We start from the raw sequence: 15,116 nt of genomic DNA, 5'->3' as shown, positions 1-15,116 counted from the left end.
AAAGTGTCTAGATTATCATAAAAACTGTCTAGAATATTGCCAAAACTATCTAGAATACCGAGCAACCTGTCTAGATTTTCTCCATCCCCCTAAGTTCCCATCAAATCCCCAATCCGCAAGAATAACTACAACTCCCCCAACAATCCCCTCATGAGAACGATCCTTCATCACTAAATACCTAAGATGCACCAAAATATCCCAATTCCCCTAACTCAATCCAGTTCAACCTCCCAAGTAGCTAGACAATTTCCAAAAGTAAGACTTAACCCGAGAACCTCCGCTTTTCTTAAAAATTTGTTATAATAAAAGATACAAAGTATTCAAGTGAGGTTTACGAAATGACGACATACACACCGATGATGCAACAGTATTTATTAATTAAATCTGAATATGAAGATGCCTTCCTCTTTTATCGATTAGGGGATTTTTATGAAATGTTTTTTGATGATGCCTTAAAAGCTTCCCAAATCCTTGAAATTACGTTAACGGGTCGTGATGCAGGTGGGAAAGAAAGGATTCCTATGTGCGGAGTTCCTTATCATTCAGCTCAAGGCTACATCGAGACGCTAGTTTCAAAGGGTTACAAAGTCGCAATTTGTGAGCAAACAGAAGATCCAAAGCAAGCAAAAGGTGTTGTAAAACGTGAAGTGGTTCAACTCATCACCCCGGGGACGATTACAGAGGGGAAAACAATTGATGGGAAATCTAACCATTTCCTTGGTTGTGCAGAACAGCTTGACGAGCAGCATTTTGCCTTTGCGTATCTTGATGTATCTACAGGTGAAGCGAACGCATCCATCATTGAGGGTGGATCGAAGACTTTATTGCTTCAACTACAGGCACTTAACATTAGAGAACTGGTAGTGACAGAGCACCTACAAATTTTACTTGCCGAACATGCGTCGAATCTCGGAATTGTTTTATCGCTCGAAAACGAAGAAATGCCAAATGCCGAGTCCGAAAAATATGTCCAAGGACTTCCAAAAACTTTACATGGTGTGGCAAAGTCGCTTTTACAATATGTTGAACGTACTCAAATGCGTTCTTTAACTCATATTCAATCGTTTACATATATCGAATCAAAACAATATTTACGTATAGACACGAATTCAAAACGTAATCTAGAGTTGCTTCAATCCATTCGTGGGGGAGATCAAAAAGGAACGCTTCTGTGGCTGTTAGATGAAACGGTGACAGCAATGGGCGGTCGTAAATTAAAACAATGGTTACATCAACCGTTAGCAAACCGTAGTGCCATTGACCGTCGACTGGGCATCGTTACAGAGCTATTAGATGAATTTTTCCTTCGCGATGAATTACGTGAACTGTTAAAAGCTGTTTATGACCTAGAACGTTTAGCAGGTCGCGTTGCATTTGGTAATGTCGGGGGCCGTGATTTAGCGCAGCTTCGTGAATCACTTAGACAAGTACCATTTATCAAAGAAAAGCTCATTCAAAGTGGCAAAGAAACACTCGTTCAACTAGGGTGCAATTTGGATGAATGCCAAGACATTGAGCAGATTTTAGCAAAAGCGATTACCGATGAACCACCGATTTCAATCAAAGAAGGTGGCGTTATTCGCGATGGTTATCATGAAAAATTAGATGAATTACGCTATGCGTCACGAAACGGGAAAGACTGGATAGCGCAACTCGAACAAAAAGAACGTGAACTAACTGGCATTAAAAACTTGAAGATCGGCTATAATCGTGTATTCGGTTATTATATCGAAATAACAAAATCGAACATTGCCAATGCTGACTTAACACGTTATGAACGCAAACAAACCTTAGCCAATGCTGAGCGCTACATTACAGAAGAACTAAAAGAAAAAGAAGCAATTATTTTAAATGCTGAAGAACAAAGTTTATCGCTGGAATATGATTTATTTGTGGAATTACGTGAGGAGTTAAAAGCTTTCATCCCACGTGTACAAGTTCTTGCTTCTCAAATTAGTGAACTAGACGTGTATGTAAGCTTTGCAGTGGTAACAGAAAAATATCGCTTTGTTAAACCAGAATTTCATGAAGGAAAGGCATTGAAAATAGTGAATGGTCGTCATCCGGTTGTTGAAAAAATGTTAAATAAACAACTTTATGTTCCAAATGACTGTATTTTAACGGAGCAAAAGAACATGATGCTCATCACGGGGCCAAACATGTCCGGTAAAAGTACGTATATGCGTCAAGTGGCGTTAATTGTTGTACTGGCGCAGATGGGCTGTTATGTTCCGGCTGATGAAGCGGTGCTACCAATTACCGACCAAATTTTCACACGCATTGGGGCTGCGGATGATTTAGCAGCTGGTCAATCAACGTTTATGGTAGAAATGATTGAATCCCAACATGCCATAACAAATGCAACAGAGCAAAGCTTATTGTTATTCGATGAAATCGGGCGCGGGACTTCAACATACGACGGGATGGCGCTTGCCCAATCGATGATGGAATATATTCACGATAAAATTGGTGCCAATACGTTATTCTCAACTCACTATCATGAACTAACAGAACTTGAGGAAGAGCTTGCAAAACTACAAAATGTACATGTTAGCGCGACCGAAAAAGATGGGAAAGTTGTCTTTTTACATAAGGTGAAGCAAGGCGCAGCAGATAAAAGTTACGGTGTTCACGTAGCGCAGCTTGCTGAGATGCCAGACGCCATTATTGAACGTGCACAGATTCTATTAGAGAAATTCGAGGCAAAGGAACGTGCAACGGTCAAAAATTCCGAAGAAAAAGATGGAGAATTGCAACTTTCATTCTTTGATGAAGAAGTAAAACAGGAAGTAGTCCATGAGTCACAAGCGGAGCAAGTTGAACCATTAGAGCAAGTAGTACAAACAAATGCCGAGCTTGAAGTGATCGAACGACTTGAAAAAATGAACATTATGGGAACATCTCCAATCCAAGCCATCAATGTTCTTTATGAACTTCAGCAAACATTGCTAAATAAAAAATAAGTTCGGACAGCGCGAAAGATTCATACACAAGTGAACACAACCCAGGCTAAGCGAACACAACGGCCCTGTAAGTGAACAGAAACCAGGCTATGTGAACATAACGGACCTATAAGTGAACACAACAGGCCATAGGTGAACACAACGAACTTGTAAGTGAACATAACGAGGCAATGTAAACACAACAGACCCGTTAGTAAACTGAACTGAACGAAGATTCTAGGTCTGAAATAAAAAAAGGAGGCGCTTCACATGGGGAAAATTCAAATTATGGATGAATGGCTATCCAATAAAATAGCAGCAGGTGAAGTAGTAGAAAGACCTTCTTCTGTTGTCAAAGAGCTTTTAGAAAATGCCATTGATGCCGGAAGTACGTCGATCGAAGTATTTCTTGAAGAAGCTGGTCTTACCTCCATCCAAGTTACAGATAATGGCAGTGGAATGGATGAAGAGGATGCCTTAAAATCGTTTTCTCGCCATGCTACATCGAAAATTTCAAAAGAGCAAGACCTGTTCCGGATTCGTACTTTGGGGTTTCGCGGTGAGGCACTCGCTTCGATTGCTTCTGTTTCAAAAATTAATTTAAAAACTTCCGATGGTGAAAATAGTGGGATTGAACTAGAGATGGAAGGTGGACATGTCATTAATATGCAACCAACTGCCTTCCGTAAAGGGACGGATATCACGGTTTCCCAGTTATTTTTCAACACACCGGCACGATTAAAATATTTGAAGACGATTCAAACCGAACTGGGTCACTCCATTGATTTACTTAACCGTCTCGCTCTTGGTAATCCAGATATTGCATTTAAACTTGTACATAACGGTCAAACCTTACTTCAAACGAACGGGCGAGGCAATGTGCAACAAGTGCTAGCTGCAATTTATGGTGTTCATAATGCGAAAAAAATGGTGCCATTTAGTGGAGAAAGTCATGATTACAAAGTTCATGGGTTCGCAACGTTACCGGAAGTCACTCGGGCATCGAAAAATTACATGTCTCTTTTTGTGAACGGTCGTTGGGTGAAGCATTACCTTGTTCAGAAAGCAATTGTTGATGCCTACCACACGTACTTGCCAATTGAGCGCTATCCGATTGTTGTTCTTTATATTGAAGGGGACCCTTATTTAACAGACGTCAATGTTCATCCCGCAAAACATCAAGTTCGTCTAAGTAAAGAACCTGAATTATTGAGTCTCGTTGAAAAATCAGTTCGTGAAGCGATTCGTGGGGCGATTCATGTTCCTGTTGTGGAGAAAAAGGAAAAACCTGTACGCGTGCCGACTGAGCAAATGAACATCTTTAAACCAGCACCATCCTTTGATGAATCAAAAATAAACGCGATTGTGCATAAATTAAATGAAGAACAACTTGTCGTGAAAGAAAACCAAACAAACGTCATGCCATCAGTGTGGGATGAAACACCGTTTGAAGAGGCTTTACCGACTCCAGTAGAAAAACCGGCTCAAGAGCAATTTGATTTTCCAATGAATGAAGAAGTGGCACCCAATCCCCCTCAAATTGAGGAAACAAAGCCACCATTCCCAGATCTTGAAGTGGTTGGTCAAATTCATGGAACGTATATTGTGGCGCAAATGGAAGACGGATTTTATCTCATTGACCAACATGCTGCACAAGAACGAATTAAATACGAATACTTCCGTGATAAAGTCGGCGAAGTTGATCCAAATGAAAGACAAGCTCTTTTACTGCCACTGACTTTCCATTATTCAGCCGATGAAGCCTTGATTTTAAAAGAAAATTTGCAAGGTTTACAGGAAGTGGGGATCTATTTAGAGGAATTTGGCCAATCTTCTTTCATTGTTCGCGACCATCCAACGTGGTTTCCAAAAGGATTTGAACAAGAAATTATCGAAGAGTTAATTGAAGAAGTTTTAAAAGAACGCAAACCAGACGTGAAGAAGCTACGAGAAGAAGCGGCGATTATGATGAGCTGTAAACGTTCAATTAAAGCAAATTATTATTTAACGAAAGAACAAATGGATACATTGCTTCGTGACTTGCGAAAAGCAGACAATCCATTTACATGTCCACACGGTCGTCCAGTCATGATTCACTTCTCAACCTATGAAGTGGAGAAAATGTTTAAACGGGTCATGTAGGAATTCCCATTTAGCTGAATTAATTTTAAAAAGCGTATTCGAAATTTCTAGAATACGCTTTTTTGTTCACTAGAAATTAACCCGGTTAAAAAAATAATGAAAATACAATATATCCAACAATCAGGATTAAAATTAATATACCCGTCTCTTTCCAACTCATATCACTTAAATTTGGTGAACGTCCTCTATTGAATCCTTCATTTAAAGAACCGGCTGGATTATTTTTTAATTCCTCTTGGCGCATACGTTCTCTCATTTCTTCTGGACTTTCTTTTTTAGTGGACATCATCTCACCCCTTTGAAATTTCTCCCCTAAAGCCCTGTTCGTTTTGGGTAAGAGCAAACTCATAAAAAGATTGCTGTTTTGCGTTTTAGATTTCTTCATTCTAATTTAGTATAATATACCGTAGTAAGCTGTTTTTCCCAATAATTTAGAAATAAGTTCGATTTACAAAGAATTTTCATCAACTAAATAAATAGTTACATAACATTTGAAGGTTATGATATTTCATTATCAAATGAAAGAAGCATTCAACATGACGAAAACAATTGTAATAGAAATTTCGTAGACTAGAGGGGGATCAACATGTTCTCATTTAAAGAACGTACAAATATTATAAATATACTAAATCGATATTCGTTTGATGTCTTAGTTATTGGAGGCGGGATTACGGGGGCTGGCATTGCACTTGATGCTGCATCACGCGGACTTTCGGTGGCACTTGTGGAAATGCAAGACTTTGCGGCAGGAACTTCAAGCCGTTCCACAAAACTCGTGCACGGAGGACTACGTTACCTTAAACAATTTGAGGTTGGGTTAGTCGCAGAAGTAGGTAGGGAACGTGAAATTGTATATGAAAATGCCGTGCATGTGACAACGCCTGAATGGATGCTGCTACCACTTTATAAAGAAGGAACACTCGGAAAACTCTCTACTTCTGTCGCCCTTAATCTTTATGACAAACTAGCCAAAGTGAAGAAAACCGAGCGTCGTCAAATGCTATCCAAAAAAGAAACGTTAGAAAAAATTCCTAATCTAAAACAAGAGGGGCTGCTTGGGGCTGGCTATTATGTGGAATATAAAACAGACGATGCGCGGCTAACAATTGAAGTGCTTAAAAAGGCTGTTGAATATAAAGCGATTTGCCTAAACTATGCCCGAGTAACGGACTTCATCACTGAGAAGAAAAAGATTGTTGCTGCAAATGTACGGGATGAGATTTCGGGTGAAACAATGACGATTCATGCTAAGCAAATTGTGAATGCAACTGGTCCTTGGGTGGATGAAGTGCGAAAACTTGATCAAATCGAAAATGGTAAATACCTCAAACTTACAAAGGGTATACATATTGTCCTAAATCAATCCGATTTCCCACTCGAGCAAGCAGTATATTTCGATACTCCAGATGGGCGCATGGTGTTTGCCATTCCGCGAGATGGTAAGACATATGTCGGCACAACAGATACGTTTTACGAAGAGGATCCAGTTCAACCAATCGCAACGAAGGAAGAAGTCGTTTATTTACTTGATGCAATCCATCACATTTTCCCAGACTTAAACTTGAGACCTGAGCAAGTGGAATCAACTTGGGCAGGGATTCGACCATTAATTGCTGAAGCTGGGAAAGATCCTTCCGAAATTTCACGTAAAGATGAAATATGGTTCTCCTCAAACGGTCTGATGACAATCGCGGGTGGAAAACTGACGGGATATCGCCAAATGGCAGAAGAGATTGTGGACAAAATTGTAAAAAGACATCGCTTTAAACATGCACAAGATTGTGAAACAAAGTATTTATTATTATCGGGTGCTAAAGGGTTGAACTCGCAAAACTTCAATGACTATGTGGCGAACAAAGCAAAAGTTGGGGAAGCTGCAGGTATTGAATATGAGGAAGCAAAAAGGCTTGTTAGACGCTACGGAACAAATGTCGATCGAGTATTTGAGTATGCGCGTACTTTAGAGCTCAATGGTCTTCCGAAGGCACTCCATGCTGAATTGTTATATGCAATTTATCATGAAATGATCTATACGCCTTCAGACTTTTTCATTCGCAGAACGGGGCAACTGTATTTTAATATTGAGCAAGTGGAACGATTTAAAGAAGCTGTACTGGATATCATGCAAGAAATAATCGGCTATTCAGATAGTGAGAAATTGTTTTATCAAATTCAATTAGACCAGTTTTTAGAAGATGCTAAAAACCCAGCAAAATAATAAGGGAATTTAGGTGGATACAAAAATCCAATTAGCTAAGGGTGAGCCAAGTTGAAAAAACAAACGAAAGTACTAGCGATGAGCGATGGCCATCAGATTTTCATCCGTTTTTTTGTGCCAGAGGGGGAACCAATCGGTAATTTTCACATTCTTCATGGCATGGCGGAACATAGTGCCCGATATGATGCCTACGCTTCATTACTTTGTGAGCAAGGCTATTTTGTTACCGTTCATGATCATCGCGGTCATGGGAAAACCGTAGAACTTAATGGTTCATATGGATATTTAGCAGATGAAAATGGGTTTGACCGTATTGTAGAGGATGTATATGAAATTGTTCAATACATTCGAAATGAAAAAGAAAACGTGCCAACGATTCTTTTCGGACATAGCATGGGTTCATTTATGGCAAGGCGTTTTATTCAGTTGTATAGTGATATGGTTGATCGTTGTATTCTTTGTGGAACGGGAGCAACTACAATTCTTCATCGAATGGGGAATAGTCTTGCTAAAACCTTGGCTCGTGTGGAAGGGAAAAATGTTGAAAGTAAGCTTATGAGCGATTTAAGCTTTGGGAGTTTCAACAAAAAATTTAAAAACGCCAAAACCCCTTTTGATTGGCTTTGTGCAAACGTCCATGAAGTGAAAAAGTATATCGATGACCCGTTATGTGGTTTTATCCCAACCCATCAATTCTTTGTTGATTTAACAGACGGGTTACTCCTCATCAATCGAACATCAGAAATTGCGCAAATTCGAAAAGACTTACCAGTACTTTTAATTAGTGGTAGTGATGATCCAGTAGGGGATAAAGGCATTGGCGTCTTTAAAGTGGCGAAACAGTTGGAAAATGCAGGACTTGAAGATGTTGTGGTGTATTTGTTTGAAGGCATGCGCCATGAAATTTTAAATGAAAAAAATAATCAATACGTTTATGAAGTAACGACACGGTGGTTAGAACATGACAGAAGAAAAAATTGAAGTAGTGGCAGTTGTGGGGCCAACAGCGTCAGGAAAGACAGCGCTGAGTATTAGACTTGCAAAAGAATTTAATGGTGAAATCATTAATGGGGATTCTATGCAGATTTATAAGGACCTTGATATTGGGACTGCCAAAATTACAGAAGAAGAAATGGAAGGCATTCCCCATCATTTATTAGATATAAAAGAACCGACTGAAAGCTTTTCCGTTGCAGAATATCAAACTCTCGTACGTGAAAAAATTTCAGAAATACAAGAACGTGGGAAGTTGCCTATTATCGTTGGAGGATCTGGCCTCTATGTTCAGGCGGTTCTTTATGATTTTCAATTCACAGAAGAACAAGTGGATGAAGAAGCGCGTAAAAAATATTATGATGAATTAGCTAAAATCGGACCAGATGCGATGCATGAAAAACTTGCGAAATTGGATCCAGAAACGGCCAAAACAATTCATCCGAATAATACACGACGCGTAATTCGAGCCCTTGAAATGGTCGAATTGCACGGGGAGTCAAAAGCAACTGAAGAGCATCAGCGCGGCAATGTTCCCATGTATCATCATTTAATAATTGGCTTAGATATGGATCGTGAGAAACTTTATGACCGCATTAATTTACGCGTGGATTTGATGATAGAAAAAGGGTTACTGCATGAAGTTCGAGGCCTTTGGGAAAGAGGTATTCGGGACGTTCAATCGGTACAAGCCATTGGATATAAAGAACTTTACGCTTATTTAGATGGACTTGTCACATTTGAAGATGCTACAGAACAATTAAAGCAAAACTCAAGACGTTACGCAAAACGACAACTAACTTATTTCCGCAATAAAATGGATGTACAATGGATTGGGTATGATTGGAAAAAAATAGAAAAACTTTCTAAAAACTTTAAGTTTCAAGAAGGATAATAATCTCTTTTGTCGAATAAGTACATGTAGTAAATAAGATGGATGAGGTGTGTTCAGCGTGAAATCAATCAATTTACAAGATACTTTTCTCAATACTCTTCGCAAAAACAATACTTTTGTAACAGTTTTTTTACTTAATGGTTTCCAATTGAAAGGATTAGTAAGATCTTACGATAACTTTACTGTCCTAATCGAGTCGGAAGGAAAGCAGCACCTTATTTATAAACATGCTATTTCAACTTTCGTTCCCTCGAAGCCTGTATCAATTGGTGCAGAAGATGAAGGGGCAGAGTAATTTATCTTGTGAGATGCTTGGCTAAATTACTATAGGGTAATAATTTCCAAGGAAATATATATAAGTAAATCGGCTAAGTTGTTATACTAGCCGATTTTTTCTTTTTTCACTATAATGGCAATATGTGTGTATATTGGAGGTAAAGTAAATGAAAACAATGACAACAGATGAATTAATCAACTTATTAGATGCAAACGAAGATTTAAACATTATCGACGTTCGCGAAGATCACGAAGTAGAAAACGGAATGATTCCAGGTGCGGTTCATATTCCACTAGGCTCAATCCCTGAAGAAGCACCAAACCTAGACAAATCAAAGGAATACATCCTTGTTTGTAAAGGTGGCGTACGTAGTGCAAACGCAGCTGAATACCTAGAAGCGCAAGGCTTCGAAGTGGTAAACCTTGAAGGCGGCATGATGAGCTACGATGGAGAATTAGAGTTTAAATAAGGTACTGCATAGTATTATAATGAAGAATCCCCTTTGCATTTGATGGCAAAGGGGATTTTCTTGTTATTAGGGTAATGAACAACAAAAATGGTTGAGAAGTTATTTTGGGAAAGTCTTTCCTCAGGAGTATGAACGACTAAACTATATTGAAATTAGAGAGAAAAGTCGTTCATCAGGGATATGAGCGGCAAAACCAGATTGGAATTAGAGAGTAAAGTCGTTCATCGGGGCTAAGAGCGGCAAAACCAGATTGGAATTAGAGAATAAAGTCGTACATCAAGACTATGATCGACAAAACAATATTGAAAATCAACAGAAATATCATTCACCAACTATAGGAATAGAAATCTTAGCTAATTCGATTCAATGGCACTTGTAAGCCGATAATACCTTATTCCATCAATCTCACTAAATCAATCATGTTCCTTATGTTCATCCCACTTACGCTCTCAATCAATTGATACTCATTAACAAAATCGACTCCACAAAAAAAGATTGCCTCAAAAGACTCTGAGACAATCCCACAATTATATATTCAAATTTAGCTTTCTTACTGGCAGTTTCCAATGCTTTGTATAAGAGGCAACTCGTAAAGTAGTAATGATGGCAAATAAAAGGTACAAGAATAGATCATCAGTAAAAATTTCAAGACCAATGATTAGCCCAGCGAATGCTGCCCAAACAGCATAGATTTCTGCACGTAAAACGAGTGGTTTACGGCGAGCTAATAAGTCGCGAACGATTCCTCCACCTGCACCGGTTAAAACAGATGCCACAATTACGGCACTTATTGGTAAATCCAAAGACACAGCATACATGCCACCTTGGATGGCAAATGCTGCAAGGCCAATTGCATCTGTGAAGTTACCCCATTTGTTCCAGTGCTTTACAAAATATCGAGGAACTAGGTAAAAGATTGTAATCGAAATCATGGCAATTTGGAACATCATTTCTTGTCCCCATAAGGTTGATACAGGTAAACCAATTAATATATTTCGAATTGCACCACCACCAAAAGCGGTCACAACGCCAAGTAAGTAAACACCAAATAAATCATATTCTTCTTCCATAGCTACGATTGCACCGGAAAGAGCAAATGCAATCGTTCCAACAATACTAAACACTTCCCATGCCATAGCCTTTCCTCCTTAAATAAGCAAGTAATTATGAGAATATCAGCTTATTACTTTGAAGTCAAAATGATTTTATCATATATTACAATCAATTTGTGATGAAATAGTTGACGAGTTGGCATGAATTGATAAGATGATAGAGGACTATAAAAAGAACGGAGCTAGAAAATATGGCATTTATATCAGCATTAAAGCCAGAAACAATTGAGTTGGCTAACATAATAGAAGAAAAAGTAAAACCATTCCACACAAAAGTAGATGAAAATGCGTTTTTTAATCAACAAAAAGTATTAGCTGCATTTCGTGAACACCAGGTGAGTGATTTTCACCTAAATCCATCTAGTGGTTACGGTTATGACGATGAGGGACGAGACAATTTAGAACGTGTTTATGCAACAGTGTTTGGAGCAGAAGCAGCAATTGTGAGACCACAAATTATTTCAGGTACCCACGCGATTACGTTAAGTTTGTTCGGCGTTTTACGACCAGGTGATGAACTTCTATATATTACAGGTAAACCTTATGATACGCTACAATCCATTGTGGATGGTGGAGAAAAAGATACTGGATCATTGAAAGACTTCGGAATCGCTTATTCCCATGTAGATCTAATCGACAATCGTAATATTAATTGGGATGAAGTAAGCAATCAAATCAATGAAAATACAAAAATGATTGCCATCCAACGTTCTAAAGGATACGCAACTCGACCTTCTTATACTATTGAAGCGATTCGTGAAATGTGTGTTCGCATTCGTGAACTAGCACCAAATGCAGTGATTTTTGTAGATAACTGTTATGGAGAGTTTGTAGAACAATTTGAACCAACAGAAGTAGGTGCGGATTTAATGGCAGGCTCACTCATTAAAAATCCAGGTGGGGGCTTGGCAAAAATCGGTGGATATATTGCTGGTCGCGCCGACTTAGTAGAAAAATGTGCTTACCGCATGACGTCACCAGGGATTGGTGCAGAAGCAGGGGCTACACTGAATACGTTAGGAGACTTTTATCAAGGCTTCTTCTTAGCACCGCATGTTGTAGCACAAAGCTTAAAAGGCGCTATTTTCACTTCAGCAATGTTAGAAGAAGTGGGAATGACAACTTCGCCTCATTACACGGATGACCGAACTGACCTAATCCAATCGGTGTCATTCCAAACAGCCGATCAAATGGTCGCGTTCTGTCAAGAAATCCAAGCAGCCTCTCCAATTAATGCCCATTTCGCTCCAGTACCAGCGTATATGCCGGGGTATGAAGATGACGTTATTATGGCAGCGGGGACGTTCGTTCAAGGCTCAAGTATTGAATTAACAGCTGACGGCCCAATTCGCCCACCATATACAGCCTTTATCCAAGGTGGATTAACGTACGAACATGTAAAATATGCAATTTGCAGTGCAGTACAAAAGATAAAAGGATAACCTTTTTCTTAGTTGATAGACTTAAAAGGACTAATTCAATAACGGGTGTCTGGAAATGATTTTTCAGATGCTCGTTTTTTTGTGCATATGAAAATACGTAGCGTCCTAATGAAAGTTAGGGACACTACGTAAAGGAAAATTATTTTCTATTATTCTGCTTTTCTATTAAAAAAGTAATTGGAACGAATAGTAGAAAGGCAAGCAACAGTAAAGTGCCGCCGACGATAAATAACACCATAACAAAGGTTTCATTTAATTGGAATGGATTCAAATTGTACATCCACATGCCAAGGGTTAGGCCGAATGCACCGGCCATACCTAGGATACTATGGATGCTAACAAGTTTCTTAAACTTAATGGTATATACTTTGTAAAAAATGCCCCAAGCAAATACCGAAAGCCAGCCGACCAATAAAATATGTGCATGAATTGGTCTTAATGAATAATCCATATTTCCGGACATTTTAGAACCAATAAAGGTCCCTATGATGCCAAAAATAGCTGCAAATCGTATTAATCTAATACTCCAAATTTGTTCCAATTGTTATTCCTCCAATTTTGTTTTGAACGTAGGAAGCGAGATCGTGAATGTCGTCCCTTCTCCAAGCTTACTCTCAACAGAAATCTCACCTTCATGCAGTTCAATGATTTGTCTAACAATCGATAAGCCAAGACCAGTTCCTTCTTTTTTTCGAGAAGCATCCACACGGAAAAAACGATCAAAAACCTGAGGAATCGCTTCTTGTGATAACCCCATTCCTGTATCTTTAAAACGAATGGTAGTCAATGAGTCGTTTTGAGATAAGCCAATCCAAATACTCCCACCATGAGTATTATACTTAATGGCATTTGTTAATAAATTGTCCCAGACATTGCTCATAAGTTCCGCATCAGCCTTTATGTGGATGGGGGAGAGGTGATAAGAAACCTCAATTTCTTTTTCCTCTATTCGCCATTGATTCCTACGTAAAATCTGTTTTATTTGTTCGTCAACTTGGACATCCGAAAGCTTCATGGGGTAAGCTTTTTGATCCAACGAGGTTAATAGTAAAAGCTGCTTTGTTAAATTTGAAAGCCGTTTTGATTCATCTTCAATAATCTGCAAATATTCTCCATAGTCATTACCAATATCGGTTTGAGATTTTAATAGCTCCGCATATCCCTGAATATTCATGAGTGGCGACTGAAAATCATGGGAGACATTGTTAATGAATGATTTACGAGATTCGTCATTGTGTTGTAATTGTTTTTGCATTGTATTAAAACTTTCGACTAATTGTCCAATTTCATCTTTACGATGAATTGCTAAAGTGTAATTGAAATTTTCTCTTGTGATTTCTTTCGTTGCATCTGTTAACTTAGTGATTGGTTGTATTAAGTGTTTTGTAAACCAAATGACACCACTAATACTCACTATGGCAACAGCAACAAAAAACCAAGCAAAAATCATATGAATATCTGAAAAAAGTAGTTTATTGTTGGGACGTAGAAATAATCCGTATACCTCCCCATTTAATGTGAAAGGAACACCTACCGTATTTTTTACATCGTTTGAGAAGTGTCCCATCATTAGAAGCTGGTGGGACACTTGATCCATACCATGGTAAATCTCATTTTTATAAATCAGGTCCAATGCTTCTTTTGGAAGTTCTGTTTTAATGAACGGTTGGCCGAAATAGGCTTCTTTTCCTGATTCACTAACGATATAAATTTGATAGCCGAGTTTTCCAATTGATTCTAAGTATGGATCAAAGGAAGTAATATGAGCATGCATCCCTTCTAGGTTTACAGAGATTTCTTTCGCTACTTCTACATTTTGTTGATCAATTTTTTCCTTAGTTGAAGTCATGTACACCAAATTGGCTAGTAAAAACCCAATCGTCATACTGATCGTTAAGATGGCTAAAGTGGCAATAATAAATTTTCCGTAAAGTGTTTTCATTTGATTTCCTCTAGTTTATAGCCAATCCCACGGACAGTTTGAATTTCAACCGTTGCTTCATATTTTTTCAGACGCTCTCGAATTCGATTCATATGAGTATTTAAGGTTTGTTCACTACCTTCGTAATCTACTCCCCATACTTGCTCAATTAACACAGCTCTCGGTGTCACCTTATTAAGTCGTGAAGATAATATGCTTAGTAATTCAAATTCTTTTAGAGGAAGAAGAATTGTTTCTTGATTGATTACCACTTCAAATGTTTTTCGATCAATCTGGACATTCCCAACTTTGATGATTGCTTCCATTGATCTTTCAATACGTCGTAATACAACTGCCACACGAAACAAGAGTTCCTTCACTTCAAAAGGTTTGACGATATAATCCTCTGAACCTGAAAGAAAACCTTTTTCCTTATCGTCTAGTTGCCCCTTCGCAGTTAGTAAAATAACGGGAATTTCATAATCATTCGACAGAATTTTTGTCAATTCAAATCCGTCCATCCCTGGCATCATGACATCGACAATAGCTAAGTCAACCGTTTTCTCCTCCAATAGCGCTAAAGCTTCCTCGGCATGATTGGCTCGGTAAACGTTGTAGCCTTCTTTACTTAAATGGATTGAGACTAGTTGTTGGATAAAGATATCATCATCTACAACAAGAATTTGCATAACTTACCCCCCTATT

Annotated in this window: 14 protein-coding genes; 8 read left to right on the top strand and 6 right to left on the bottom strand. The window is 38.5% G+C overall.

Annotated features, from left to right (window positions below; translation table 11 throughout):
• Positions 1–45: 45 nt before the first annotated feature.
• A complete protein-coding gene (locus JOD29_RS20595; protein WP_275579644.1) occupies positions 46–168 on the bottom strand; it encodes a hypothetical protein in 123 nt (40 codons plus the stop codon).
• Between the two features lie 170 nt (positions 169–338).
• Between JOD29_RS20595 and mutS the strand changes: the two genes are divergently transcribed.
• A complete protein-coding gene (mutS, locus tag JOD29_RS10445; protein WP_124764677.1) occupies positions 339–2,963 on the top strand; it encodes a DNA mismatch repair protein MutS in 2,625 nt (874 codons plus the stop codon).
• 249 nt (positions 2,964–3,212) lie between these two features.
• Entirely contained in the window at positions 3,213–5,084 is a 1,872-nt protein-coding gene (gene mutL, locus JOD29_RS10440) for a DNA mismatch repair endonuclease MutL (protein WP_124764675.1), read from the top strand.
• Positions 5,085–5,169: 85 nt separating this feature from the next.
• On the opposite strand, the gene JOD29_RS10435 is transcribed toward mutL, so the two are convergent.
• Positions 5,170–5,370, bottom strand: a complete 201-nt coding sequence (locus JOD29_RS10435; protein WP_124764673.1) for a DUF6366 family protein — start codon at positions 5,368–5,370, stop codon at positions 5,170–5,172.
• Between the two features lie 300 nt (positions 5,371–5,670).
• Here JOD29_RS10435 and JOD29_RS10430 point away from each other — a divergent pair, with 300 nt between their 5' ends.
• The 5 genes from JOD29_RS10430 to JOD29_RS10410 all read left to right on the top strand — a co-directional run bounded on the left by JOD29_RS10430 (position 5,671) and on the right by JOD29_RS10410 (position 9,936).
• A complete protein-coding gene (locus JOD29_RS10430) occupies positions 5,671–7,302 on the top strand; it encodes a glycerol-3-phosphate dehydrogenase/oxidase (RefSeq protein ID WP_124764671.1) in 1,632 nt (543 codons plus the stop codon).
• Positions 7,303–7,353: 51 nt separating this feature from the next.
• Positions 7,354–8,283: an alpha/beta hydrolase gene (locus tag JOD29_RS10425; RefSeq protein ID WP_239585666.1), complete on the top strand. Its 930-nt coding sequence runs from the start codon at positions 7,354–7,356 to the stop codon at positions 8,281–8,283.
• On the top strand, positions 8,264–9,190 hold the full coding sequence (gene miaA, locus JOD29_RS10420) for a tRNA (adenosine(37)-N6)-dimethylallyltransferase MiaA (RefSeq protein ID WP_124764669.1): 927 nt from the start codon (positions 8,264–8,266) through the stop codon (positions 9,188–9,190). Before JOD29_RS10425 ends, miaA begins: the two co-directional genes overlap by 20 nt.
• A gap of 58 nt (positions 9,191–9,248) precedes the next feature.
• Positions 9,249–9,485, top strand: coding sequence for an RNA chaperone Hfq (gene hfq / locus JOD29_RS10415; RefSeq protein ID WP_124764667.1), 237 nt, complete (start codon positions 9,249–9,251; stop codon positions 9,483–9,485).
• Positions 9,486–9,633: 148 nt separating this feature from the next.
• Positions 9,634–9,936, top strand: a complete 303-nt coding sequence (locus tag JOD29_RS10410) for a rhodanese-like domain-containing protein (RefSeq protein ID WP_124764665.1) — start codon at positions 9,634–9,636, stop codon at positions 9,934–9,936.
• A 527-nt stretch (positions 9,937–10,463) separates the two neighbouring features.
• On the opposite strand, the gene JOD29_RS10405 is transcribed toward JOD29_RS10410, so the two are convergent.
• Positions 10,464–11,072 (bottom strand): trimeric intracellular cation channel family protein, encoded by a 609-nt coding sequence (locus JOD29_RS10405; RefSeq protein WP_124764663.1) that lies wholly within the window; start codon positions 11,070–11,072, stop codon positions 10,464–10,466.
• A gap of 167 nt (positions 11,073–11,239) precedes the next feature.
• Here JOD29_RS10405 and JOD29_RS10400 point away from each other — a divergent pair, with 167 nt between their 5' ends.
• Entirely contained in the window at positions 11,240–12,490 is a 1,251-nt protein-coding gene (locus JOD29_RS10400) for a methionine gamma-lyase family protein (RefSeq protein WP_124764661.1), read from the top strand.
• Between the two features lie 139 nt (positions 12,491–12,629).
• Here the strand turns inward: JOD29_RS10400 and JOD29_RS10395 are convergent, their stop codons facing one another.
• From JOD29_RS10395 to JOD29_RS10385, 3 genes are read right to left on the bottom strand one after another with little or no spacing between them, the layout of a single operon-like run.
• Positions 12,630–13,031 carry a hypothetical protein gene (locus JOD29_RS10395; RefSeq protein WP_124764659.1) on the bottom strand — a complete coding sequence of 134 codons (402 nt, stop codon included), beginning with the start codon at positions 13,029–13,031 and terminating at the stop codon, positions 12,630–12,632.
• A gap of 3 nt (positions 13,032–13,034) precedes the next feature.
• Positions 13,035–14,432, bottom strand: a complete 1,398-nt coding sequence (locus tag JOD29_RS10390; RefSeq protein ID WP_124764657.1) for an ATP-binding protein — start codon at positions 14,430–14,432, stop codon at positions 13,035–13,037.
• A complete protein-coding gene (locus tag JOD29_RS10385) occupies positions 14,429–15,100 on the bottom strand; it encodes a response regulator transcription factor (RefSeq protein ID WP_124764655.1) in 672 nt (223 codons plus the stop codon). Before JOD29_RS10385 ends, JOD29_RS10390 begins: the two co-directional genes overlap by 4 nt.
• Positions 15,101–15,116 lie beyond the last annotated feature (16 nt).

This window comes from Lysinibacillus composti (assembly GCF_016908465.1).
GTDB lineage: Bacteria > Bacillota > Bacilli > Bacillales_A > Planococcaceae > Ureibacillus > Ureibacillus composti_A.
Note: the sequence above shows the minus strand (reverse complement) of the source record. Positions and strands in the feature narration are given on the sequence as shown.

Bases quoted from the DNA above. Each gene is read 5' to 3' on its own strand.
- JOD29_RS20595 (WP_275579644.1), bottom strand. From the start codon at position 168: ATGAAGGATCGTTCTCATGAGGGGATTGTTGGGGGAGTTGTAGTTATT.
- mutS (WP_124764677.1), top strand. From the start codon at position 339: ATGACGACATACACACCGATGATGCAACAGTATTTATTAATTAAATCT.
- mutL (WP_124764675.1), top strand. From the start codon at position 3,213: ATGGGGAAAATTCAAATTATGGATGAATGGCTATCCAATAAAATAGCA.
- JOD29_RS10435 (WP_124764673.1), bottom strand. From the start codon at position 5,370: ATGTCCACTAAAAAAGAAAGTCCAGAAGAAATGAGAGAACGTATGCGC.
- JOD29_RS10430 (WP_124764671.1), top strand. From the start codon at position 5,671: ATGTTCTCATTTAAAGAACGTACAAATATTATAAATATACTAAATCGA.
- miaA (WP_124764669.1), top strand. From the start codon at position 8,264: ATGACAGAAGAAAAAATTGAAGTAGTGGCAGTTGTGGGGCCAACAGCG.
- JOD29_RS10410 (WP_124764665.1), top strand. From the start codon at position 9,634: ATGAAAACAATGACAACAGATGAATTAATCAACTTATTAGATGCAAAC.
- JOD29_RS10405 (WP_124764663.1), bottom strand. From the start codon at position 11,072: ATGGCATGGGAAGTGTTTAGTATTGTTGGAACGATTGCATTTGCTCTT.
- JOD29_RS10400 (WP_124764661.1), top strand. From the start codon at position 11,240: ATGGCATTTATATCAGCATTAAAGCCAGAAACAATTGAGTTGGCTAAC.
- JOD29_RS10390 (WP_124764657.1), bottom strand. From the start codon at position 14,432: ATGAAAACACTTTACGGAAAATTTATTATTGCCACTTTAGCCATCTTA.
- JOD29_RS10385 (WP_124764655.1), bottom strand. From the start codon at position 15,100: ATGCAAATTCTTGTTGTAGATGATGATATCTTTATCCAACAACTAGTC.